The organism is Clostridium coskatii (assembly GCF_001675205.1).
GTDB lineage: Bacteria > Bacillota > Clostridia > Clostridiales > Clostridiaceae > Clostridium_B > Clostridium_B ljungdahlii.
Genome location: NZ_LROR01000023.1, coordinates 42,804 through 65,785, shown reverse-complemented (window position 1 = coordinate 65,785; position 22,982 = coordinate 42,804). Strand labels below are relative to the sequence as shown.

General features: G+C 31.2%; 19 protein-coding genes, 6 tRNA genes, 1 rRNA gene and 1 other annotated feature. All 26 genes read right to left on the bottom strand.

Annotation, left to right across the window (positions count from 1 at the left end):
* Window positions 1–101, bottom strand: a 16S ribosomal RNA gene (locus tag CLCOS_RS01880); the annotation flags it as partial.
* 593 nt (window positions 102–694) lie between these two features.
* Window positions 695–2,071: a UDP-N-acetylmuramoyl-L-alanine--D-glutamate ligase gene (murD, locus tag CLCOS_RS01875; protein ID WP_063602023.1), complete on the bottom strand. Its 1,377-nt coding sequence runs from the start codon at window positions 2,069–2,071 to the stop codon at window positions 695–697.
* Window positions 2,072–2,533: 462 nt separating this feature from the next.
* Window positions 2,534–3,925, bottom strand: coding sequence for a glycine--tRNA ligase (locus tag CLCOS_RS01870; protein WP_013240724.1), 1,392 nt, complete (start codon window positions 3,923–3,925; stop codon window positions 2,534–2,536).
* Window positions 3,926–4,010: 85 nt separating this feature from the next.
* Window positions 4,011–4,179, bottom strand: a binding site (T-box leader).
* A gap of 82 nt (window positions 4,180–4,261) precedes the next feature.
* Window positions 4,262–4,336 (bottom strand) — tRNA-Asn (locus CLCOS_RS01865).
* 130 nt (window positions 4,337–4,466) lie between these two features.
* On the bottom strand, window positions 4,467–5,978 hold the full coding sequence (lysS, locus tag CLCOS_RS01860) for a lysine--tRNA ligase (protein ID WP_063602024.1): 1,512 nt from the start codon (window positions 5,976–5,978) through the stop codon (window positions 4,467–4,469).
* Between the two features lie 16 nt (window positions 5,979–5,994).
* Complete coding sequence (gene greA, locus CLCOS_RS01855; RefSeq protein ID WP_023162488.1) at window positions 5,995–6,474, bottom strand: transcription elongation factor GreA; 480 nt, start codon at window positions 6,472–6,474, stop codon at window positions 5,995–5,997.
* A gap of 169 nt (window positions 6,475–6,643) precedes the next feature.
* Window positions 6,644–7,465, bottom strand: coding sequence for a hypothetical protein (locus CLCOS_RS01850; protein ID WP_013240727.1), 822 nt, complete (start codon window positions 7,463–7,465; stop codon window positions 6,644–6,646).
* Between the two features lie 58 nt (window positions 7,466–7,523).
* Entirely contained in the window at window positions 7,524–8,486 is a 963-nt protein-coding gene (dusB, locus tag CLCOS_RS01845; protein ID WP_063602025.1) for a tRNA dihydrouridine synthase DusB, read from the bottom strand.
* 8 nt (window positions 8,487–8,494) lie between these two features.
* Complete coding sequence (locus CLCOS_RS01840) at window positions 8,495–9,274, bottom strand: type III pantothenate kinase (RefSeq protein ID WP_013240729.1); 780 nt, start codon at window positions 9,272–9,274, stop codon at window positions 8,495–8,497.
* 314 nt (window positions 9,275–9,588) lie between these two features.
* A complete protein-coding gene (gene ftsH / locus CLCOS_RS01835; protein ID WP_013240730.1) occupies window positions 9,589–11,397 on the bottom strand; it encodes an ATP-dependent zinc metalloprotease FtsH in 1,809 nt (602 codons plus the stop codon).
* A gap of 82 nt (window positions 11,398–11,479) precedes the next feature.
* On the bottom strand, window positions 11,480–12,025 hold the full coding sequence (hpt, locus tag CLCOS_RS01830; RefSeq protein WP_013240731.1) for a hypoxanthine phosphoribosyltransferase: 546 nt from the start codon (window positions 12,023–12,025) through the stop codon (window positions 11,480–11,482).
* Window positions 12,012–13,418: a tRNA lysidine(34) synthetase TilS gene (gene tilS / locus CLCOS_RS01825; protein ID WP_063602026.1), complete on the bottom strand. Its 1,407-nt coding sequence runs from the start codon at window positions 13,416–13,418 to the stop codon at window positions 12,012–12,014. Before tilS ends, hpt begins: the two co-directional genes overlap by 14 nt.
* Before the next feature lie 511 nt (window positions 13,419–13,929).
* Entirely contained in the window at window positions 13,930–16,317 is a 2,388-nt protein-coding gene (gene spoIIE, locus CLCOS_RS01820) for a stage II sporulation protein E (RefSeq protein WP_013240733.1), read from the bottom strand.
* Window positions 16,318–16,623: 306 nt separating this feature from the next.
* A tRNA-Met gene (locus CLCOS_RS01815) sits at window positions 16,624–16,699 on the bottom strand.
* 8 nt (window positions 16,700–16,707) lie between these two features.
* Window positions 16,708–16,796, bottom strand: a tRNA-Leu gene (locus CLCOS_RS01810).
* An 11-nt stretch (window positions 16,797–16,807) separates the two neighbouring features.
* Window positions 16,808–16,884, bottom strand: a tRNA-Met gene (locus CLCOS_RS01805).
* Between the two features lie 16 nt (window positions 16,885–16,900).
* Window positions 16,901–16,976 (bottom strand) — tRNA-Met (locus CLCOS_RS01800).
* An 8-nt stretch (window positions 16,977–16,984) separates the two neighbouring features.
* Window positions 16,985–17,073 (bottom strand) — tRNA-Leu (locus CLCOS_RS01795).
* A gap of 130 nt (window positions 17,074–17,203) precedes the next feature.
* Window positions 17,204–17,614, bottom strand: coding sequence for a S1 domain-containing RNA-binding protein (locus CLCOS_RS01790; protein ID WP_013240734.1), 411 nt, complete (start codon window positions 17,612–17,614; stop codon window positions 17,204–17,206).
* A gap of 186 nt (window positions 17,615–17,800) precedes the next feature.
* The gene (locus CLCOS_RS01785; protein ID WP_013240735.1) at window positions 17,801–18,073 is read right to left on the bottom strand and encodes an FtsB family cell division protein; all 273 of its coding nucleotides are present in this window, start codon (window positions 18,071–18,073) and stop codon (window positions 17,801–17,803) included.
* A gap of 127 nt (window positions 18,074–18,200) precedes the next feature.
* On the bottom strand, window positions 18,201–18,611 hold the full coding sequence (gene yabQ / locus CLCOS_RS01780) for a spore cortex biosynthesis protein YabQ (RefSeq protein ID WP_013240736.1): 411 nt from the start codon (window positions 18,609–18,611) through the stop codon (window positions 18,201–18,203).
* 26 nt (window positions 18,612–18,637) lie between these two features.
* A complete protein-coding gene (yabP, locus tag CLCOS_RS01775) occupies window positions 18,638–18,928 on the bottom strand; it encodes a sporulation protein YabP (RefSeq protein ID WP_013240737.1) in 291 nt (96 codons plus the stop codon).
* Window positions 18,929–18,997: 69 nt separating this feature from the next.
* Window positions 18,998–19,246 (bottom strand): RNA-binding S4 domain-containing protein, encoded by a 249-nt coding sequence (locus tag CLCOS_RS01770; RefSeq protein ID WP_013240738.1) that lies wholly within the window; start codon window positions 19,244–19,246, stop codon window positions 18,998–19,000.
* 59 nt (window positions 19,247–19,305) lie between these two features.
* On the bottom strand, window positions 19,306–19,581 hold the full coding sequence (locus CLCOS_RS01765) for an HU family DNA-binding protein (protein ID WP_013240739.1): 276 nt from the start codon (window positions 19,579–19,581) through the stop codon (window positions 19,306–19,308).
* 280 nt (window positions 19,582–19,861) lie between these two features.
* Window positions 19,862–21,307, bottom strand: a complete 1,446-nt coding sequence (gene mazG, locus CLCOS_RS01760) for a nucleoside triphosphate pyrophosphohydrolase (protein ID WP_013240740.1) — start codon at window positions 21,305–21,307, stop codon at window positions 19,862–19,864.
* A gap of 14 nt (window positions 21,308–21,321) precedes the next feature.
* Window positions 21,322–22,857 carry a putative polysaccharide biosynthesis protein gene (locus CLCOS_RS01755; RefSeq protein ID WP_013240741.1) on the bottom strand — a complete coding sequence of 512 codons (1,536 nt, stop codon included), beginning with the start codon at window positions 22,855–22,857 and terminating at the stop codon, window positions 21,322–21,324.
* Window positions 22,858–22,982 lie beyond the last annotated feature (125 nt).

Here is a 22,982-nt window from a genome sequence, read left to right as displayed (position 1 = left end):
TCCGCCGCTAATCCACTCCCGAAGGAGCTTCATCGCTCGACTTGCATGTGTTAAGCACGCCGCCAGCGTTCGTCCTGAGCCAGGATCAAACTCTTAATTTAAAAGTTTATATGGCTCTATAGAAAATTGCTATTAGCTTCACAATACTGCGTCAAAGCTTTCACTGCGGTGCTCATTTACTTAAGTAAACTCCGCTCCTCATTCAAACTTTTCCTTGTCTTGCTCGCTACTACCAATTTTTAATGTATTATATTTCAGCTTGTTAGCAAAATATAATACATTATTCTTACGAAATTACTTTTTTAGCTGCTCTCGCAGCTCAAAAGAATTGCTGGTTTATTCTAAATAAGTTGTACTTATATCTTCCTCTGTTTAATTTTCAAGGATCATTTTGCTGTCTCACTTCGACAGCTTTTATAGTTTATCATGTATTTTTTTCTTTGTCAACACATTTTTTAATTTACTTTCAACAAACTGTGTGACTTATTTACGTGACAACAGTTGATATAATACCATACCTACAATTTTCTTTTATATACTTACATATTATATGCATCATTTATCTAAATAATACTATAAATTTCTATAAAAATCTTTAATATTCACATACCGATACACGAGGAAACGTTATTACAATAAATTTGGCAAAAAAAGAGAAATTGCTTCTTTATAACAACTTCTCTTCTCATGTATTCTAAAAATTATTTATTATATCCTTAAACGCATTGCCCCTAACTTCAAAATTAGGGAACATATCAAAACTAGCACATGCAGGTGAAAAAGTCACAATATCACCATTAGTTGATAACTCTTTAGCAGCATTTACTGCGTCTGTTAGTGAATCTACAGATACTATAGGCACGTCAATTCCCTTTTCACACTTAAGTTTCTCAAATGATTTTTTAATTTTATCTTTTGTAGCTCCCATAAGTATTAAAGTTTTTATTTTTGAATATCCTTCCTCCGCCAAAACATCAAAAGGTATCTTTTTATCATATCCACCTGCTATTAATATTACAGGTTTATCAAAAGCTCTTAATCCTGCCAATGTTCTTGTAGGGCTAGAGGCAATAGAATCATTATAATATTTAACTCCATCTAATTCTCTTACAAATTCACACCTATGCTCTACTCCCTCAAATGTAGTAGCAACTTTTTTCATATTATCTACAGAAACATCCTCTTTAATTGCAGAAAATGCAGTAAGCAAATTTGCAACATTATGCATTCCTCTAAGTTTAACCTCACTTATCTTGCATACTTTTTTCCCATCAATACATAAAATGTCTCCCTTTAAATATCCACCAGAAGTTAATTCTTCTTCAATACTAAACTGTCTTACTTTTCCTTTAGCTTCTTTTACCATAGCATTAGTACACTCATTATCTCTATTAAGAATGACCACATCCTGGTTTCCTTGATACTTAAATATACTTTTTTTTGCATTCACATACTCTTCCATATCCTTATGAATATCAAGATGATTTGGACTTATATTAGTAATCACAGCTACCTCTGGTGATACATCCATACCCATAAGTTGAAAGCTTGAAAGTTCAAGAACTACCTTATCCTCAGGATCTATTTCTTCTATCCTGGAAAATAATGGGGTACCTATATTTCCGCCAACCCAACTTTTATATCCCTGTTCCTTTAACATATTGTATATAAGCGTAGTAGTTGTAGTTTTCCCATCACTGCCAGTTACTCCATATATCTTAGCAGGACAATATTTAATAAACTCTTCCATTTCTGAAGTTACATATGCCCCATTTTGTTTAGCTTTTACAAGTGCAGGACTATCTATTCTCATAGAGGGAGTCTTAAATATTACATCAAAATTATCTAAATATTCGAGATAATTTTTGCCTAATACTAAATTCACTCCTCGCTTTTTTAATTCCTTGGCAACTTCACCAAGTTCCCCTTCATCTTTTTTATCAAAAGCACTTACCTGTGCACCTAGTCCCAATAAAAAATTAATTAAAGGTCTATTACTTATTCCTATTCCAACTACTGCCGTCTTTTTATTCTTTATAAACTTTTTAAAGTTATCAAAATCTTCCTTCATTAAAAAAACCTCCAAAAATAAATCTGCTAATTATAATCACGCTTATATCATAACATAATTTTCTATAAATTTGTATGAAGTAGATATATCGTACTAGAATAACTCCGACGGTATAGATCTTAAACAATATTTAGCTTATTCGCCCCAATATACTATTAAAGTCTAAATTGTGAGAAAATATTTAATTTAATGACTTTATATGACTCTATTGAAAATTATTATTGTGTTATGTTATACTATATTCGTGCCGTAAGGAAACATTAATATAATTCCCCAAGTTTTAATTAAACATATAACATATCCCCATGATTAAACCCTAATTTACCGGATCTTTTGATTCGGTAAATTTTTTTAATAAAAAATATAGAGTACTGCTACTCCGAACAAATAACCGCAGAATAACAAAAGGTGTCATATAAATTTTCTCAAATTTATATGACACCTTTTTACTAAAACTGCACTTTAAAACTGCACTTTTTCTTGTATAAATGCCGATAATTCTTCTATTTTTATTCTAAACTGCTCCATGGTATCCCTATCTCTTACAGTAACAGTATTGTCATCCATTGTATCAAAATCTACTGTTATACAATAAGGCGTTCCAATTTCATCTTCTCTTCTATATCTCTTACCTATACTTCCTGCATCATCATACTCCACATTAAAATCTTTTCTTAAAATGTTGTATACTTCTAAAGCTTTTTCTGATAACTTTTTACTAAGAGGTAAAATAGCTGCTTTAAATGGAGCTATAGCAGGGTGAAAATGTAGTACTGTCCTTACATCTCCTCCTTCTAATTCTTCTTCATCATATGCATCAACTAAAAATGCAAGTACAGCTCTATCAGCTCCTACAGAAGGTTCTATACAGTATGGTATATATTTTTCCTTAGTTACCGTATCTAAATAAGTCATATCCTTACCAGAATGCTCTTGATGCTGTTTTAAATCATAATCCGTTCTATCTGCTACACCCCAAAGCTCGCCCCATCCAAATGGAAATAAATATTCAATATCAGAAGTGGCATTACTATAATGGGAAAGTTCCTCCTTATCATGATCTCTAAATCTTATATTTTCTTCTTTTATTCCAAGACTCAATAAAAAATTCCAGCAATACTTTTTCCAATAATCATGCCATTCTAAGTCAGTTCCCGGTTTACAGAAAAATTCAAGTTCCATCTGTTCAAATTCTCTAGTTCTAAAAGTAAAGTTTCCTGGAGTTATTTCATTTCTAAAAGATTTACCTATTTGTGCTATTCCAAAAGGTATCTTTTTTCTACTTGTTCTTTGAACATTTTTAAAATTTACGAATATCCCCTGTGCAGTTTCAGGTCTCAGATATATTTCTGATTTTGAATCCTCTGTAACTCCTTGAAATGTTTTAAACATAAGATTAAATTGTCTGATATCAGTAAAATTCTTCTTTCCACAGCTAGGGCAAACAATATTGTTGTCGTCTATGTATTTCTCTAATTTTTCATTGCTCCATCCATCAGCACTAGCCTTTTCTACTCCTTGTGCTGTCATATGTTCTTCTACCAACTTATCAGCTCTAAACCTAGCCTTGCATTCTTTACAATCCATAAGTGGATCAGAAAAGTTCCCCACATGACCTGAAGCTACCCAAACTTCATTATTCATAAGTATGGCACAGTCTATTCCTACATTATGTTCACTTTCATGGACAAACTTTTGCCACCAAACTTTCTTTACGTTATTTTTTAGTTCTACTCCAATAGGGCCATAATCCCATGTATTAGCAAGGCCCCCATATATATCTGACCCAGGATATACAAATCCTCTACTTTTAGCTAAAGCTACTACTTTATCCATAGTTTTTTCAAAAGACATTATTTTTTCCCCTTTCTATTTTAATTCATTACTTATTATTAAACATTAAATTGGGATTTTAAAATATAAAAAAAGAACCTGCCACATAAGGGACGAATTTTATTTCCGCGGTTCCACCCTCTTTAGCACAAGCTCATCTTTAAATACATAGTTAGCTCAAAAGTTCCTTCATAAATAAAATCCCAGTTGTTTACACCATCCACAACTTCTCTGTAGAGATTTACATTAATACTATTCTTTATCACAGCATATATTAATTTTTTCTATATAGTTTTCATCTTATCCTATTATCTTTAAATGTAAATAATAAGTCTTTAAATATTACAAAAAATGAAATGGCTCCGTGGAGAGGGCTCGAACCTCCAACCCTTCGGTTAACAGCCGAATGCTCAACCATTGAGCTACCACGGAATAACTTATATATAATATTATATCATGGGATTTTAAAAATGCAACATTTTTTTATTTTTTATGTAAAAACATTTTGAAGACCTATGGACTTTAACTGAAATTTCCTTAGGTCTTCAAACAAGTTATATACTTACTGCTGTTGATTTGGCTTCATTGTAGGAAATAATATAACATCCCTTATTGAAGTGGCATTCGTAAGGAACATTACAAGTCTATCTACTCCTATTCCCAAACCTCCAGTTGGAGGCATGCCTATCTCAAGTGCATTTAAGAAATCTTCATCCATCATATATGCCTCATCATCACCTAGTTCTCTTTCTTTTAGCTGCTGCATAAATCTTTCTCTCTGCACTATAGGATCATTTAGTTCTGAATATGCATTACATATTTCTCTTCCAAATATAAATCCTTCGAATCTTTCCGTAAACTTAGGATTTCCTCTTTTCTTTTTAGTAAGAGGTGATATTTCTACAGGATAATCCATTACAAAAGTAGGTTGAATAAACTTTTCTTCGCAAAATTCTTCAAACATAGCATCCAATATATCACCCTTTGAACAATCCTTCAGTTCCTTCTTTAATTCAATATGTTTTTCTTTAGCAATTTCTCTAGCTTCTTCATCGTCTTTCACTTCATCAAAATCTACATTTGCAAATTTTTTAACTGCTTCTACCATAGTAATTCTATTCCATGGTGGCTTAAAGTCTATTTCCGTATCTTCATAAACTACCTTTGTAGTACCAAGGACTTTCTCACATACATAGGCTATCATATTTTCAGTAATTTCCATCATATCGTTATAATCTGCAAAAGCTTCATATAATTCAATAGATGTGTATTCTGGATTGTGCCTTATATCCATACCTTCATTTCTAAAGCATTTACCTATTTCATATACTTTTTCAAAACCACCAACTATAAGTCTTTTAAGATATAGTTCTGTAGCAATTCTCAAATACATATCTATATCAAGTGCATTATGATGGGTTGTAAAAGGTTTTGCTGCAGCTCCTCCAGCTATTGACGAAAGTATTGGAGTCTCCACTTCTATGTAGTCCTTATTATCTAGGAATTCTCTTATTGACTTTATTATGGCAGTTCTCTTCAAGAAAGTATCTCTAACGTCACTGTTTATTATTAAATCCACATATCTCTGCCTATATCTCAAATCTGGATCTTTTAAGCCATGCCATTTTTCTGGAAGCGGTTTGAGAGACTTAGCTACCAGTTCAAAATCTGTAATATGAATTGATATTTCTTCTGTTTTAGTTTTAAATACCCTACCAGTTACAGATAAAATATCACCAATATCATAGGATTTGTACTCTTTTAATTTCTCTTCACCTACATCGTTTATCCTTATATATAACTGTATCTTTCCATATCTATCATACAAATCGGAAAATCCAGCTTTTCCATGAACTCTTTTCGAAATAAGCCTTCCTGCTACAGTTACATCTTTACTTTCTAAAGTATCATAGTTGTCCTTTACTTCTTTTGAAGTATGTGTCCTTTCTACTTTATATACGTCAAAAGGATCTTTTCCCGCTTCTTTAAGGTCTTCAAATTTTTGCAGTCTCTCCCTAATGAGCTCATTAGACTTTTCTTCTAGTGCATGTAATTTCTTTTCGTCTTTTGACATCAATGTTACCCTCCAATTATCTTCTTATACTAAGTATCTCGTACTTACTAACTCCATCTGGAACCTGTACTTCAACTATATCTCCAGCTTTTTTACCTACAAGTCCTTTACCTACTGGAGATTCATTGGATATTTTATTGTTAATTGGATCCGCTTCTGCAGAACCTACAATCAAATATTCTACTTCCTCATTAAAATCATAGTCCCTAACTTTTACAATAGATCCTATGCCTACTACTCCTGGCGGAATTTCTTCTTCATCTACTATAGTAGCATTTTTTAGCATATTTTCAAGTTGTACTATTCTTCCTTCTACAAATGCTTGTTCATTTTTAGCACTATCATACTCTGAATTTTCACTTAAATCTCCAAAAGAAAGTGCTACTTTAATCTTTTCCATAATTTCTCTTCTTTTAGCTGTTTTTAAATATTCTAATTCATCCTCAAGCTTTGTTATTCCTTCATAGGTCATTACATATTTTTTTGATCCACTCATTTAACTATCCCCTTTTAACAATTTATGTAAAATTCTTATAGATAACCCTATTAGCCATCAACGTGCTCTCTTTTACTCATACTAATTATTATTTAAGTAATTATAAAACAGCACTATTATAATGTCAACATTTTGAAAATTGAATTTTCATATTACAATTTCTTCTAGATTATAAAACTAGCATATCCTCATTAAATTTTATTTTATCAAGAAATATTCCATTATAGGATAAAGATTTTTCCACATTTTTTTCATTCATTTGACAAAGTATGGACCCTAAAAGTTCAAAAGATACTCCATTGTACTTACAATCCCATGGAACTTTATAACCAACATCGTTCACTATTACGCCTCCATTACTGGGTATATAACTATTATCTATATACCATACATATGCATCACTCTTTACAGTGATATTCTTAGAACTTATTACAAAATCTGCACTTTCAAAAGAAAACTTCATATCAGATGTAATTATGGGAGTTACTCCATAGTTAGCAATAATATATTGTCCAATATCATTAGTTTTCATAATATCTCTAGAAAGTAATATTATATTTTTAGCTTCTTTAGCCAAATAGCATATAGTATCAAATAAAATTCTCTCTGAAGCATCATAAACAACTATGCAACTATGTCTTATACTCTTTTTCTTAATTCTAAGTATAATTTTTAAACTCTTTATAATACTAAAAGCCATTAGTTCCCTTTGAAATTTATTGTATAAATTATAATCTAAATATCTATATACTTTAGGAGCTAGTTCCATATCTCTTATCCTTGATATCTTTTTCGCCCTTAGAATGTTACTATTATAAGACTCTATATTAATATTTGGCGGAAATTTAACATTTTTTATTTCTAATTTTAGTTCTTTTATAAAGATTTTTTCCTTCAATTTTAACCTAAATCTATCCTTAATTTTTCCCCAAAAGCTACTGTCATTATAGAATCTAATTTTTTGCGGTGTAGTATATAAAATCGATTTCACACTTTGCTTCCTGTTACATTGCTTACAGTAATATCCTATTCCCCTATTCTATTAAAAATTACAGCAAAGATTTATATTCATTTAAAATTTTAAATACATTTTCACTCTTTTTTTCACAATTTATTTTATCTTTTATCTCTTTACTATTTTTTAGTCCTTTTATATACCATGCTATATGCTTTCTCATTTCTCTTACAGCCCTATCTTCACCATTATAATATATTGCCCTTCTATAGTGTTCCATACACAAATTTATTTTTTCTAAAGGACTTGGAAATATAACTGGTTGATGATTTCTGATTTCCCATATCTGTTTAAATATCCACGGATTTCCCATAGAACCTCTTCCAACCATTATCCCATCGCATCCTGTATTATTAAACAGTCTAACTGCATCTTCTGCTGTAAATACATCTCCATTTCCGATTACAGGAATGTTGACCTTTTTCTTTACTTGACTTATTATATCCCAATTTGCACTGCCATTATACATCTGTGTGCTAGTTCTACCATGAACAGTCACAGCATCAGCTCCTGATTGTTCCATAATTTGAGCAAAGTCCACTACATTTATATTATCAAAGTCAAATCCTATTCTCATTTTTACAGTAACCGGTTTTGCAGAAGCTTTTTTCACTTCTTTTACTATTTGAGAAGCAAGAGAAGAATTTTTCATAAGTGCAGATCCTTCTCCATTTTTTACTATTTTAGGAGCAGGACACCCCATGTTTATATCTATAATGGCGATATCTTCATTGCAATTAAAAAAATCACAAACTTTAGCCATTATAAGTGGATCACTTCCAAATATTTGAACACCTAAAGGCTTTTCTATAGAAGACACTTTGAGCATCTGTTTAGTTCTATCACTATCATAGAAAAGAGCTTTGGCACTTATCATTTCTGTATAGGTAAATCCGCACTTCATCTCTATGCACAATTCTCTAAAAGCCCTATCTGTAACTCCAGCCATAGGAGCTAAAACCACATTATCTTTCAATTCAAAATTTCCTATTTTCATCAAAGCACCTACTCTTTATTTTTGTCATAGATTATCTTAAGTCCCGTTAATGTCAATATAGAATCTATTTTATCTATAGACTTTGACTCCTCATTTATCAGTTTAGCAAGGCCACCTGTAGCTATTACAAAAGGTTCATCTTCTCCTAAATCTATCATTTCTTTTTTCATTTTCCCAACTATATAATCCACCTGACCTATATAACCATACACTATGCCAGATTGCATACTAGCAACTGTGTTTTTGCATATTACTTTTTGAGGCTTGGTTATTTCCACTCTTGGAAGTTTAGCTGCCTTTTCAACTAAAGCATCTGCAGATATTTTTATTCCAGGGCATATTACTCCCCCTAAATAATCTCCCTTTGCAGTAACTGCACAAAATGTAGTAGCTGTACCAAAATCTATTATAATTATAGATCTATTATACATTTCATGAGCTGCTACAGCATTCACTATTCTATCTGCCCCTACTTCTCTTGGGTTATCATACTTCACATTTATTCCAGTTTTTACTCCAGGTCCAACTATAATTGGAACTATTCCAAAATATATCATTATCATATGCTCTAATGAGTACATTATATTTGGAACTACAGAGGATATGATAACTCCTTTTATATCTGAAGGATCCAGTTTTTCATGTAAGAAAAGTTCCATTACTTGAATTCCATATTCATCTGCTGTCCTTTTAGAATCTGTAGACAATCTACATACTGAAATAAGTTTATTTTCATCATATACTCCTAAAACAATGTTAGTATTTCCTGCATCTAGAACTAGAATCATTAAACAACACCACCTTTCTAAATCGAAATAATAATGATTAATCCCATGATATACACAATTAAGGAGCAGCTTTGTAGCTGCCCCTATAAAACATCAATTTAAGTCAAAATAATAATTTAATTGTATCAATAAAATTTTATTTGTCAAGATTAAATTGCTATCATCCACTTTAAAGAAAATCATATACTCCAAAGGTTCTACAACTTTGGGATAGTCACTTTTATAGTATACATAGGAGTATTAGCACAAGTAGTGGTAATATAGAAAAAGCCCCTGCATACTATCACAGGAACTCTCTACTTAAATATATTCAATTAGGCTTGAGCAAATATTTCTTCAAATTCATTTGCTTCAAGTTTTTCTTTTTCTAAAAGCTGTTTTGCTACTGCATGAAGCTTATTTAAGTTATCTGAAAGAAGCTTTTCTGCTTTATCATAACTTTCATCTATTAATTTCCTTATTTCCTTATCTATCTCAAAAGCTACTTCTTCACTAAAGTTTCTACCCTTGCCTAAATCTCTACCTAAGAATACCTCATCATGTCCTGATCCAAATGCAATAGGACCTAAATCACTCATACCATAATCCATTACCATCTTTTTAGCTATAGTTGTAGCTCTTTCAATATCATTTTTGGCTCCAGTACTTATATCGCCTATAATCAATTTTTCTGCTACTCTTCCTCCTAGAAGACCCACAATTTCATCTTCCAGTTTTGACTTTGACATATAAGAACTGTCCTTCTCAGGAAGGTGCATGGTATATCCTCCTGCCATTCCTCTAGGTATTATACTTATCTGATGAACGGGATCTGAATTAGGTAAAAGTTTCATAACAACAGCATGACCTGCCTCGTGATATGCTGTAAGCTTTCTATCTTCCTCATCAATTACCCTACTCTTTTTTTCAGGTCCTGCTATTACTCTAGTTACTGCTTCTTCTAGCTCATCCATACCAATTAGTGTTTTACTCTTTCTAACTGCTAAAAGTGCAGATTCATTCATAAGATTTTCCAGATCTGCACCTGTAAATCCAGGTGTTCTTTTAGCTAATACATCTAACTTAACTTCATCTGATAAATGCTTATTTTTAGAGTGAACTTTAAGTATTTCTTCTCTTCCCTTAACATCGGGTGCACCTACAAGTATTTGCCTATCAAATCTTCCAGGTCTTAAAAGTGCAGGGTCTAATATATCAGGTCTATTTGTAGCAGCTATCATGATTATTCCTTCATTGACTCCAAATCCATCCATTTCAACTAAGAGTTGATTCAAGGTCTGTTCTCTTTCATCATGTCCTCCGCCAAGTCCAGCGCCTCTTTGTCTTCCAACTGCATCTATTTCATCTATAAAAACTATACAAGGTGAATTTTTTTTGGCTTGATCAAATAAGTCCCTAACTCTAGAAGCTCCTACACCAACAAACATTTCCACAAAATCTGAACCAGATATACTAAAAAACGGTACTCCAGCTTCACCAGATATAGCTTTAGCAAGAAGAGTTTTTCCTGTTCCTGGAGGTCCTACAAGTAAAACTCCTTTAGGTATCCTAGCTCCCATTTCTATATATCTTTTAGGTTGTTTTAAAAAGTCTACTATTTCTGCTAATTCTGCTTTTTCCTCTTCTGCTCCTGCAACATCTGCAAAAGTAACTTTCTTCTTATTATTGTCTGGTGTGGCCATTTTAGCTCTGCTCTTTCCAAAATTCATCACATTACGATTTCCACCGCCACCTTGTGATTGCTGCATAAACATAAACCAAAATGCTACAAGCATAAGTATTAAAAGAACCGTTGGTAAATATTGTACCCACATAGGTATTGTTGCAGGTTTAGCATACATTTCTTGAACTTCACCATCTTTAGGATGCTGACCTATAAATTGAAATAATCTTTCAGATGGGACTACAGTCTCATATGCTGTTCCATTTTTTAAACTACCTTGAACTGTCATTTTATCTTCTCTAAGCTGAAAACTTTTTACATCATTACTTAACCAATACTTCTGAAAATCATTAAAACTAATAGATGTTGAACTTTCACCAGTTCTTACCAGCAACAATGCTGCAACTATCACTAATATAAAAACTACTGCCCAGGCCGTTGCACTTGAAAATTTTTTCATTAAAGGCCCCCCTCTCTTTCTAGTTTTATACTGTAAAATTGTATCATAATTAAAATTCCTTTACAATAAAATTTATTACTAATTATTTGTAAATTTCTTCTTTTAATATCCCAACATATGGGAAATTTCTATACTTTTCTGCATAGTCTAGGCCATATCCTACTAGAAAATAATCAGGCACTTCAAATCCTATGTATTTTGCATTAACGCTAACCTTTCTTCTATCGGCTTTATTTAAAAGACATGCTATTTCTACACTCTTAGCTTTTCTTCCCTTCAAGTAATCCACAAGATAGGCTAAGGTTATGCCTGAATCTATGATATCTTCTACTATTAATATGTGCTTATTCTCTATTTCAAAATCTAAATCTTTTAAAATTCTAACAACACCTGAGCTTTTCGTAGAATTTCCATAGCTTGAAACTGCCATAAAATCCATGCTACATGGAATAGTTATTTCTTTAAGCAAATCTGCCATAAATGGGACAGATCCTTTCAGAATGCCTACAAGGAGCAAATCTTTTCCATCATAATCCTGACTTATTCTTTTCCCTATTTCCTTAACTTTCTTTTTAATCTTACCTTCATCAAGTAGTACTTCCTTGATATCTTCACTAATGTTGGTCATGCTTTCCTAGTTCCTCACTTTCAAATTTTATAGCTAAAATATTTCTAGTATTCTTATCAACTTTAAAAAGTTCGCTTATTCTATATCCAACAATCCATCCAATTTTGTCTCCAAAACATATGATAGGAATATAATTTCTTTTATCTTTTGATACTTTTAAATCTATAAACAGGTCTTTTAATTTCTTACTTCCAGTCATTCCAAGTGGTATAAACTTATCCCCTTCTCTCCTATTTCGTAATGTAACATCTCCTTCTATCTTATCATAATCAAAATACTGTACGAACTTATTTTTCTTACAATGTATATATTCTTTAGCTTCAACTAGCTCTATGTACACGGTAGATTTAATTGGGGAGATATTATTGCATCCAACTTGCAGTATATACTGCTTTTTATAATCTGATACAGCTTTTTTTGTATTTTTACTTATTATAATATTTCCATAGTCGTTTAAAACCAATACATTATTGGGAAGCATCTGTTCCTTACCTGTAGAATGTTTTTGAACTTCTATTATATTTAGAATATGAATTCTTTCAAAATCTTTTAAGTTTCCAGTTACAATTTTTAAGGACATTCTTATTATCCTACTTAATATTGCTTCCTTTTCTAAGAATGCCTCTTTAGATATTATAACCTTTTCTCCCTTTATGTCACAATGTTTTTTAAATTTTTCTTGTGAAATATAGCTTAAATATTCATTATCTATTTTTATTGTATCAGAAAATCTATTTAATACTTTAATTATATCTTTATTAAAGTTCTCCTGTATATATGGTATAAGTTGTAACCTTATTTTATTCCTAGAATATAAAGTTTCTAAATTAGTTTTATCAATTCTAGGATTAAGATTATTTAAGCTGCAGTATTTTTCAATTTCATCTCTAGTACTGCATATTAGAGGTCTAACATATATATTATCTCTTACAGGTCTTATTCCCACTAAACCGTCCAGCCCTGCACCCCGCATAATTCTCATTAAAATTGTTTCAGCCTGATCATTAGCATTATGGGCTATAGCTATTTTTTGAGCTTTTAACTCATCTTTAAGTTTTTCAAAAAAGCTATATCTTACTTTTCTTCCAGCACTCTCACAAGATATTCCTTCTTCCTGAGAAACATGATTTACATCTATTTTTAAGCTTTTAAATTGTATCTTCAAATTTTCACAAAACTTTTTTACATATTCTTCGTCTCCATCTGCATCTTTTCCTCTCAGACAGTGATTTACATGAGCTACACATAAAGTTATGTCTAATTTTTCTCTCAAAACATACAATATGTGTAATAGACATATCGAATCTGGTCCTCCCGATACAGCTACTATTACTTTATCTCCTCTATCAAACATTTTATTTTTTGTGATGGTATCTAATACAGATTCTATCAAAACAAACACTTCCTAAAAATTATTATTTTAGAAACAATACGCTAATTTATTATAACATAAATGAATTATTTTTTGTGCAAGAATGACATAAAAGCTATATTTAGACTGCCTACAGCACCAATTCACAATTTACACCGCACAGTTCACAATTCACAATTTCAGTAGATTTTTATCCGCCAGTATTATGAAAAATCTAAAAACTAAGTGGCGTAAACTAAAAGAATTGCCAAGCAATTTTTTTAGTTAATAGTTAAGAATGAAGAATTAATAGTTAATGTGGATTTTTTTCCGTTACACTACAAAAAATCTTTAATTAAATTTTTGAATGCTCGTTTTGCTAAAGCAAAACATTACTAAGCACTGACTTATATAAATTTAAAGATTTTTTGCGATAGCTAAAAATCACCCTTAACTATTAATTTTTCATTCTTAATTTTTAACTTGCGAAGCTTTGCTTCACAATGTTTTTAAACTGTAAACGTTGAATACTCAAAGATAATACCTATCTCCTTTAATAAAGGCTGTATACCTTTTCTACTATTGCTGTCATATCATCTTTTGCCTTCCCTCCAGAAAGTTCTTTTGCTTTATCAGTAATTTTCTTGCACATTTCCTTAGGATCAGTGCAATCTAATTCTTTTAGGAATTCTATCATCCAATATAAATTTCCTGCTGCCTCACTTTCATAATCAATCACTCCATCGCTTACCATTATTAGGAAGTCTCCATTCATTATTTTGTTATTACTAATGTCCACATCCACTTTATCTAATATTCCTATAGGAAGTGTTTTTGATTTTATTACTATAACATCCTCCCCTCTTTTTATAAAACTAGCCGCTGCTCCTACTTTCATAAAATCTACTTCGCCTTTATATAAATCCACACTGCTTAAATCTAATGTGGAAAACTTCTCATCTTCAGTAAATTTTATACCCATTATAGAATTTACCGTATTGATGGCTGTCATTTTATTGAAACCCGCACTTGTAAATTCCTTTATAAGTTCAACAGATGCACTACTTTCCTGTCCTGCCTGAGGGCCTGAACCCATTCCATCACTTATAATCGTCATATATGTTCCATCTGGCAATTTTCCAAAGCTATAACTGTCACCATTACATTTTTCACCATCCTTACAAACTCTACTCACATAAGCTGCTATATGATATTTAGGCGTTTCTTCAAAAGTTATACTACAGCTATCCATAGAAGAATTTATATTACATCCGTCTTCACTTACACACATTAATTTTTTAGTTACATTGTTTATAAGTGGAAGTATATTTTTAACACACTCCTGTTTGCCGCCGCAAGCTTCCATAGATAAGTTTACAACTAAGTGTCCCTTTTTATTATTAAAGCAAAACACATCTTTATAATGTATGTTGCTTTTGTTTAGAATTCTTCGTATATCATTTTCCACCTCAGGATTGAACTTCATATTTAAGTTAAAATCTTCTACTATATCACCTATAGTTTTTCCCATATTCTTTATTTGGGATGCTAGTAATTCTCTACATTCACTGAGTCTGTTCTTTCTCATTTCACTTACAATATAATTATTTACAATCTCTTCCGTATTTTTTATAAGTACCGTTCTTTTAGTACATTTTCTTTGAAGTTCCCCTGGCATATGTTTTTTGTTATCTTCGTAATTTTGTATTAATTCTGCAAAAGCATTATAAGTATAAAAAGCTTCTCTGTTCCAACACATGTGCTTCATATCGCAATCAGAACACACTCTATCTGCCAAATTTTCTATAAGTGCACTACTTTTATTTTTCAAAGCAAGCTTATCATTATCTGCCAATTTAGCCAAAACAACTGACATGTTATTAAGTACTTTAGAAAAGCTATCAAACTTATGTGAAAAAATAGATTTGATTTTACCTGCATAATTTTCTTTTAAATGCTCCTGCTTCTTTTCCCAGTCTAACTCCATTTCTATTTTTTTGTATATTTTCTGAGGTATTACAAAAAATATACAACAACTTATAATTATTTCTATTATTTTAAATTCTGTTCCTATATTAGAATACATCTTTAGTACCATAAATCCTATAATATAAGCGCTTCCGCTCATCCACTTACCTGTTTCCCTAAACACACCTGATATAAGTCCACATAATCCATAAACTGAAATATATATCATCATATCGCTAGAGGTAACTCCTATTATAGTTCCCATGGCTACACCAGCGGCTGCCCCCGATGGACTTCCCTTTACATAACCTAATATAAGTATAAAACCTAGTGCTATTATATTTCTAAAAGATACTTCATGTATACTCATTCCCCAAGTTCCTGCTATAATCAAAGATGCAGTTATAGACATACTAATTATTTCCTCACTGCTGTATAAATGTCTAGTTTTTAATTTTTTTAAGCATAATATAGAATAATTAATAATAAAATATATTGGAAAGATACACATAACTTCAAAAACAGAATTAAAAGCAGCTACCCCAACGGTTAATTTCAATATTAAAAACTTATAAGCAAAAAACTCTATTAATGCAGCAGAAAATAATAATACTAACTTCTTTTTTGCACTAATGTTATTTAATATATGGTTTAAAGTTGCTAATGTTACAATTACTATACAATATACAGGAAGATATTTAATATTTCCATACATTGAAATATACCCTAATAGTGTTCCCAACGCAGCAATCAGGGAAGGTTTTCGTTTTTCACATTCTGCTATTGATATAAAAAAGGCTATTCCAAAGGGTGCCATAAGATTTACCATCATAACCCTTCCAACTAAAAAACCTGCTAGGAAATAAAATATTATTTGAATTGTTTTTGTTATATCCCTGGCTTCATGGTTTTTTTCTTCATTCTTTAGCTTTTCTGTCCTTTGATAAGGAAATACCTCTGCTCCATATTGCATATAATACCACCCACCTTATAAAATTACTGCTTACATTATAGCAGTAATTTCTGGAAATAAATGTCATAACGTGAGATACCCCTATATTTTTTTTAGGACATTAATTTTATGTTTTTTTCATAATTTTTATTTTATACATACACTAAAAACTAGTTATCCTATTTTATCCACAATGTTAATAAGTTTGTGATTTTGATAATTTTAGAAAGGTATACTGTAACCCGATTAGACTTTAGCCATTATTAAGAACTTCAATGGCAAGTAAATTAGAAACTAAAAAAAACTTGCAATATATGCAAGTTTCTGTGGTTGCGGGGGAAGGACTTGAACCTCCGACCTTCGGGTTATGAGCCCGACGAGCTACCAGCTGCTCCACCCCGCGGCATTAATTGGTGCTGAAGACCGGAATCGAACCGGTACGGGTTTTAAAGCCCGCAGGATTTTAAGTCCTGTGCGTCTGCCTGTTCCGCCACTCCAGCACATCATCAATTGGTAGCGGAAATAGGACTTGAACCTACGACACTTCGGGTATGAACCGAATGCTCTAGCCAGCTGAGCTATTCCGCCATGTTATATATTTCTGTGGTTGCGGGGGAAGGACTTGAACCTCCGACCTTCGGGTTATGAGCCCGACGAGCTACCAGCTGCTCCACCCCGCGACATTAATTGGTGCTGAAGACCGGAATCGAACCGGTACGGGTTTTAAAGCCCGCAGGATTTTAAGTCCTGTGCGTCTGCCTGTTCCGCCACTCCAGCAAAATATATACACAACAAATTGACGACATATATTATTATATATGGTACTAACTATATTGTCAACTAATTTTTAAAAATTTCTATAAATAAAATTTAAAAAGAGGCTAAACAGCCTCTTTAGGTAATCCTACTAGTAATTAGAAGATTTTTTGTATCCTTTGCCTTTTGCATCTTGATGTTTCTTTATATCTTGGAATCTTTCTTCACTATCTTTTAAAAACTTAGATAATCTATCTTCAAAATTACCTTGATTTTGCTTAGTTTTTTCTTTTTGCCAATCTATTTCCATAGGTCTAACACTCTTTTTATCAAGTCCAGCCTGTTTTATAGATAAACTAATTTTTCCATTGTCATCAATAGAAATTACCTTAACTTTTACTTTGTCCTTTTCCTTTAAATAATCTCGTATATTCTTAACATAAGTGTCTGACACCTCAGATATATGCACTAACCCAGTTTTACCTTCAACATCTACAAAAGCTCCAAAACTAGTAATGTTAACTACTGTACCCTCTAGTATGCTTCCTGCCTTTAAGGTCATATTAAAAAAACTCCTCCTTAAAAAATAATACTATATAATATAAACTTCTTCTCTTTTAACAGAGTAGGACTTCTTGGATCTTGCCCAAAAATCTTTGCTACATCCACAACCACTTATCCTCCATAATCTCAACAGGCATAATTTCAAAAAACCTGTTATAGTTTTCTATTACAGCATAACTGGTAATTAGTTTTTATTGTCTATTACAGGAGTTTCGCCTTGCTTAATAAGACCTAATTTTTCTCTAGCTAATTTTTCTATATACACATTAGAATTAGACATTTTAACCTCTTCCTGTAATTTTTGATTTTTATATTTACCCCTCTGCTCTTCCATCTTTTTTTCACTTATCTGTTTATTTATGTTTTGCATAGTTAATTGCTGACTTATAAAAATATAGCCTATATATAGAACTATTAATAAAAAGATTATATTTTTCCACTTGATTTTTATTTTCATTAATAATCACCGATTCTCCCACTAACGATTTACGTTTCTATATACTCATTCTATTAACTATTGCCTTCCTCGATTTATCATAGCACATCTCACTTATATTGTAATTTGATTTTTGATTTTCTTCAAGCTAATTTTTATACTTTTTTTTATTTTTTCTTTTAACACTATAAATAAGGTATTGAAAAGGATATATTATTATATATATAAATACCCTAAATAATCTTCCCAATACTTTGAAGAATTTATTATGTAATTCTATAAGAAAATTGCTGAAAAACTTCAAATATAAACATATACCTATACCTAATAAGATATACACATACATTCCCATATAGGCATAGTTTGTATACATTAAAAATATAAATACAATTATGGCTGTAAATACCCAAAACAGAGTATCCTCGATAAACGTTATTATCTTATTTAAATCTTTAAACCCTCTTATTAGTCTGTAAAAATCAAATAATATTCCCGTTATTATTCCTGCTGTAAGGCTAAATATTATAAGTCGAATTTGAGTACTTATTGATATAATCATACTAATCCTTTCATGGTAACGTGATTTTATTTAAACATCTTTGATATTAAACTTTGGTTCCTTTTTTTCGACTTATTATTAGTATATACACAAGAATTTACCATACCAACTATAACTACATCTCCATTTTGTACATCTAACTTATTCATCTTTAAACTTTTGCCTTTAATATTGAGGGTTCCAAGATTAGTATTTAAAACTATTTGATCTTCATTAAAACTTACTACTTCAATAACACCAGTTAACATTAACTTTCTTCTATTTTCAAGACTTAATAAGCTTTTCTTATCTTCTACACTTATTTCTTTTTTCTCCATAAAACATCCCCTCCACCTATAATAAATATATGTAGCCATTGGGGATTATATTACTTTCTATTTTAAATCTTATTCAGTTGAAATTATCCTATACATACTTTGAACGTTTTCTTTTGTAACATGAGCTGCAATATTTAAAATTTCTGCCTTTAAACACTTATTGGCATATTTGATTTCTATTATATCCCCTTCTTTGACTTCAACACTAGGTTTGGCCACTTTTCCATTTATAGCAACCCTTCCACCTTCACATGCTTCTTTTGCTACAGTTCTTCTTTTTATTATTCTAGATACTTTAAGGTATTTATCTAATCTCATACAAACTCCCCTTTAAAACAGAAAACCTAGATTTTCACCCAGGCTTTCTGAAAAATACATTATTTATTTACTCTATCTTTAAACTCTTTACCAGCTTTAAATACAGGAACTGTTGATTCAGGTATTTTTATTTCTTCCTTAGTTCTAGGATTTCTTCCAATTCTTTCAGCTCTTTTTCTTGTTTCAAAGGTTCCAAACCCTACTAATTGAACTTTATCTCCCTTTTCCAATGTTTCTTCTACACTTTCTATAAACCCTTTAAGAGCTGCCTCTACATCTTTTTTTGTTAATTTTGACTTTTCTGCTATACCTGCTATTAATTCTGATTTATTCACTTTTTTTACCTCCTCTAATTTTCATAGATAAATGTGTACAAATATTCACAAATATCTTTACGGCTAATTTTCGGTCATCATTAACCAAGTTTTTCTAATTAAGCTTTTGAAAGCAATAAATATTGTATACTATTCAAAAATTTTTAGCAACTTACTATGTAATTATATATACTTAAAAATATTCATCACTTTCTAATCCATTGAATATACTTATATGGATATAGTAGCATATTCTGCATTAATTAAAAAATTCCTTCTTTTTGCATATAAAAAATTAAATTTATATATTTTTAGCCTTTTCCCAGAGTTCATCCATTTCATTTAATGTCATGTCTTCCATATCCAGTCCTTTCTCTCTGGCACACTTCTCTATATATGCAAAACGATTTATAAATTTCTCTATAGTATAATTTAATGCAAATTCAGGGTCAATGTCAAGGAATCTGGCTACATTTACACAAGCAAATATTAAATCTCCTATTTCTTCTACTATTTTTGCCCTTTCCTTACTTTTATATACATCCTTTACTTCATAATATTCCTCTAATACTTTATCTAATGCACATTCAACTTTGTCCCAGTCAAATCCAACCTTAGCAGCTTTTTTTTGAACTTTAGAAGCTCTCATCAAGGCAGGTAAAGCTTGTGCAACATGTCTAAGTTCATCTGTATGAGTTTTAAGCCCTTGCTCCTTTTTCTTTAAAGCATCCCAGTTTGTTAGCACCTCCTCTGAATTATTTACCTCTATATCTCCAAATACATGTGGATGTCTCTTTATCATTTTATCACATACACCATTGATTACATCATTAATATTAAAAAATCCTTCTTCTTTTCCTATTTGAGAATGGAAAACTATTTGAAATAATACATCTCCTAGTTCCTCCGTCAGTTCCACATCATCCTTTTTATTTATAGCTTCTAGTACCTCATAGCTCTCTTCTATAAGATATTTTTTTAGACTCTCATGGCTTTGTTCTTTATCCCAAGGACAACCTTCTTGACTTCTTAATTTCTCCATTACATCTAATAAATCTTTTAAATCATATTTGCACTCTAAATCTTTAGGTATATAAATTGATGTCAAATAGTCTATATCCTCTTGTCTGTCCAGCTCATACAATTTTATTTTTCTTATACTTTCACTATCCTTAACTCCTGCAGCTCTTATAAAATATATGTCTGCATCGTCTCTATAATAATCCATAAGACTTAATTTCACTTCAGATGCAATTAACCTATCGTATACTTGAGTTATTATAGTACCTACCCTTTTATCTAATGTTTCGTGTTTTATATCAAAAGCATCTATTATTTTTATTCCTTCAATAACATCTATGTTTAACTTCTCTGCAATAACATCTATAAAGCTAACTGATGGTATCATATCCACATCTACGGAATTTTGTTTACACAATTTTAACAATAATTTTACAGATTTTTCTGCTACCAGGGGATGTCCTGGTACTGCATAAATTATTTGATGAAAACTTTTTTCTTTTAATATTAAATCTTCTGCTATGGATCTATATACATCTTCAAATTTTTGTTTTTTTTCATATAGATGATCATACGTTTCAAAATTTATACCCAATTGTCTTAAGTAACCCACAGTAGGATGTTTCTCCGTCCTCAAATATACTTTATTCACATCCTTCAGTGCATTAACAGCACCTATTGTAAGGGATTCTATGGATCCTGGCCCCAGACCTACTACCTTAATCATTTGTAAATCCTCCTTTATTTTTTTAAGAATCTCCTTTTTATATAACTGTATTTGAATATTCCAAATATAACTATGATTGGTACATATATAATCACACCAGCAATTACAGCTAAAAAACAAGCTATTCTACTATTCATGCTATAATTATAGACATACAAATATATAATTACAACAGCTGCCATCATAAAAATGGATGCAAATGCGGGTTTAACCATAGTTTCAAAATAATTTACACGAATTTTTAATTTCCTGCTTAAAAATATTATGTTTAAAATACAGGTCGCAATATATCCTCCTATACTTCCTAAAACTGCCCCATAAATATTTATATGAGGTATTGGCACAAGAAATAGGGTTATAACTACCTTTATAATGCATCCTAACGCCAAATTAGCTACAGGTCTAACATAATGTCCAATGCCCTGAAGCACAGCTGTAGATGTCTGAACAAGTACAATAAAAGGAATAGACAATGCTGAATATTGAAGTATATCAAATCCTGCAGATTGACCTGGGAAAATCAAATCCAGAATAGGGTGTGCTAGGACATATAATCCAATGGTAGATGGAATTGCAATAACCATAGAAATTTTAAAAGATAAATCCACTTTATTTATGACATCAACTTTTCTATTTAATATATACGATTCTGCAATTATTGGCATCAAAGAAGCACATAGCGCTGAAGATATTGTTAGTGGTATATTTATAAGCACAAATGCCTTTCCAGTAAGCTGTCCATATAATATAGCAGCTTCCCTATATGTAAATCCAGCCTCCAATAATTTCTGAGGTACCAAAGCTGAATCTATAAGACTCATTATACTGCTAACTGCTGCTCCTAGAGATACTGGAATAGCTATGTACAGTAATTTACTCAGTACATCCTTATTATCTGCAACTTTAAATACGTTTATTTCTTTTCTTACATAAACATACTTTACTATTAAATATATACCGCCAAATAGTCCTCCTGCTGCTGCCCCCAATGCTGCTCCTCCTGCGGAATACTCTATACCTTTAGGCAATAGCAAATATGCCAATCCCACTCCTACTATTACTCTGCCTATTTGTTCTATAATTTGAGATGCAGCTGTATAATTCATATTTTGAAGTCCTTGGAAAAATCCTCTGAAAGCACTCATTATGGATATAAATATAGGTGCAAATGCAATGGCAATTAAAGAGTAGTAAGATTTTCTATCCCACTTCAAAAAATGTATAATTGGATTTGAAAATATAAGTAATATAGCTGTAAACCCTGTTCCTAAGATAACCATTAAGAGTATAGATTTTCTAAGTACTTGAATTACCCCTTCATGATCTCCAATGGCATTTCTCTCCGATACCATCTTTGACACCGCTACAGGTATACCTGAAGCTGCAGCAATAAAAAACATATAAAGCGGAAATGACATTTGATAGTAACCCACTCCCTCATCTCCAATAAGCATTTGAAGTGGCCATCTAAAAAATAGTCCTAAGAATTTTGACAATATACCCGCTGCCCCTAATACAAAAGTGCCTTTTATAAGGGATTGTTTTTTCATAAAAATACCTCCGAACGCTATAATTGCAAACAATTTGTTCCATGTTTATAATTATTTAAAACTCGAAGGTATTATTACTTTAAATGAATATTTTTTAAATTATAGTCAATAATGTCAACAGAATA

Coding starts and splice junctions, on each gene's coding strand:
- murD (WP_063602023.1), bottom strand. CDS start 2,071: ATGAAGGAAGATTTTGATAACTTTAAAAAGTTTATAAAGAATAAAAAG.
- CLCOS_RS01870 (WP_013240724.1), bottom strand. CDS start 3,925: ATGTCTTTTGAAAAAACTATGGATAAAGTAGTAGCTTTAGCTAAAAGT.
- lysS (WP_063602024.1), bottom strand. CDS start 5,978: ATGTCAAAAGACGAAAAGAAATTACATGCACTAGAAGAAAAGTCTAAT.
- greA (WP_023162488.1), bottom strand. CDS start 6,474: ATGAGTGGATCAAAAAAATATGTAATGACCTATGAAGGAATAACAAAG.
- dusB (WP_063602025.1), bottom strand. CDS start 8,486: ATGAAAATAGGAAATTTTGAATTGAAAGATAATGTGGTTTTAGCTCCT.
- CLCOS_RS01840 (WP_013240729.1), bottom strand. CDS start 9,274: ATGATTCTAGTTCTAGATGCAGGAAATACTAACATTGTTTTAGGAGTA.
- ftsH (WP_013240730.1), bottom strand. CDS start 11,397: ATGAAAAAATTTTCAAGTGCAACGGCCTGGGCAGTAGTTTTTATATTA.
- hpt (WP_013240731.1), bottom strand. CDS start 12,025: ATGACCAACATTAGTGAAGATATCAAGGAAGTACTACTTGATGAAGGT.
- spoIIE (WP_013240733.1), bottom strand. CDS start 16,317: ATGCAATATGGAGCAGAGGTATTTCCTTATCAAAGGACAGAAAAGCTA.
- CLCOS_RS01790 (WP_013240734.1), bottom strand. CDS start 17,614: ATGACCTTAAAGGCAGGAAGCATACTAGAGGGTACAGTAGTTAACATT.
- CLCOS_RS01785 (WP_013240735.1), bottom strand. CDS start 18,073: ATGAAAATAAAAATCAAGTGGAAAAATATAATCTTTTTATTAATAGTT.
- yabQ (WP_013240736.1), bottom strand. CDS start 18,611: ATGATTATATCAATAAGTACTCAAATTCGACTTATAATATTTAGCCTT.
- yabP (WP_013240737.1), bottom strand. CDS start 18,928: ATGGAGAAAAAAGAAATAAGTGTAGAAGATAAGAAAAGCTTATTAAGT.
- CLCOS_RS01770 (WP_013240738.1), bottom strand. CDS start 19,246: ATGAGATTAGATAAATACCTTAAAGTATCTAGAATAATAAAAAGAAGA.
- mazG (WP_013240740.1), bottom strand. CDS start 21,307: ATGATTAAGGTAGTAGGTCTGGGGCCAGGATCCATAGAATCCCTTACA.
- CLCOS_RS01755 (WP_013240741.1), bottom strand. CDS start 22,857: ATGAAAAAACAATCCCTTATAAAAGGCACTTTTGTATTAGGGGCAGCG.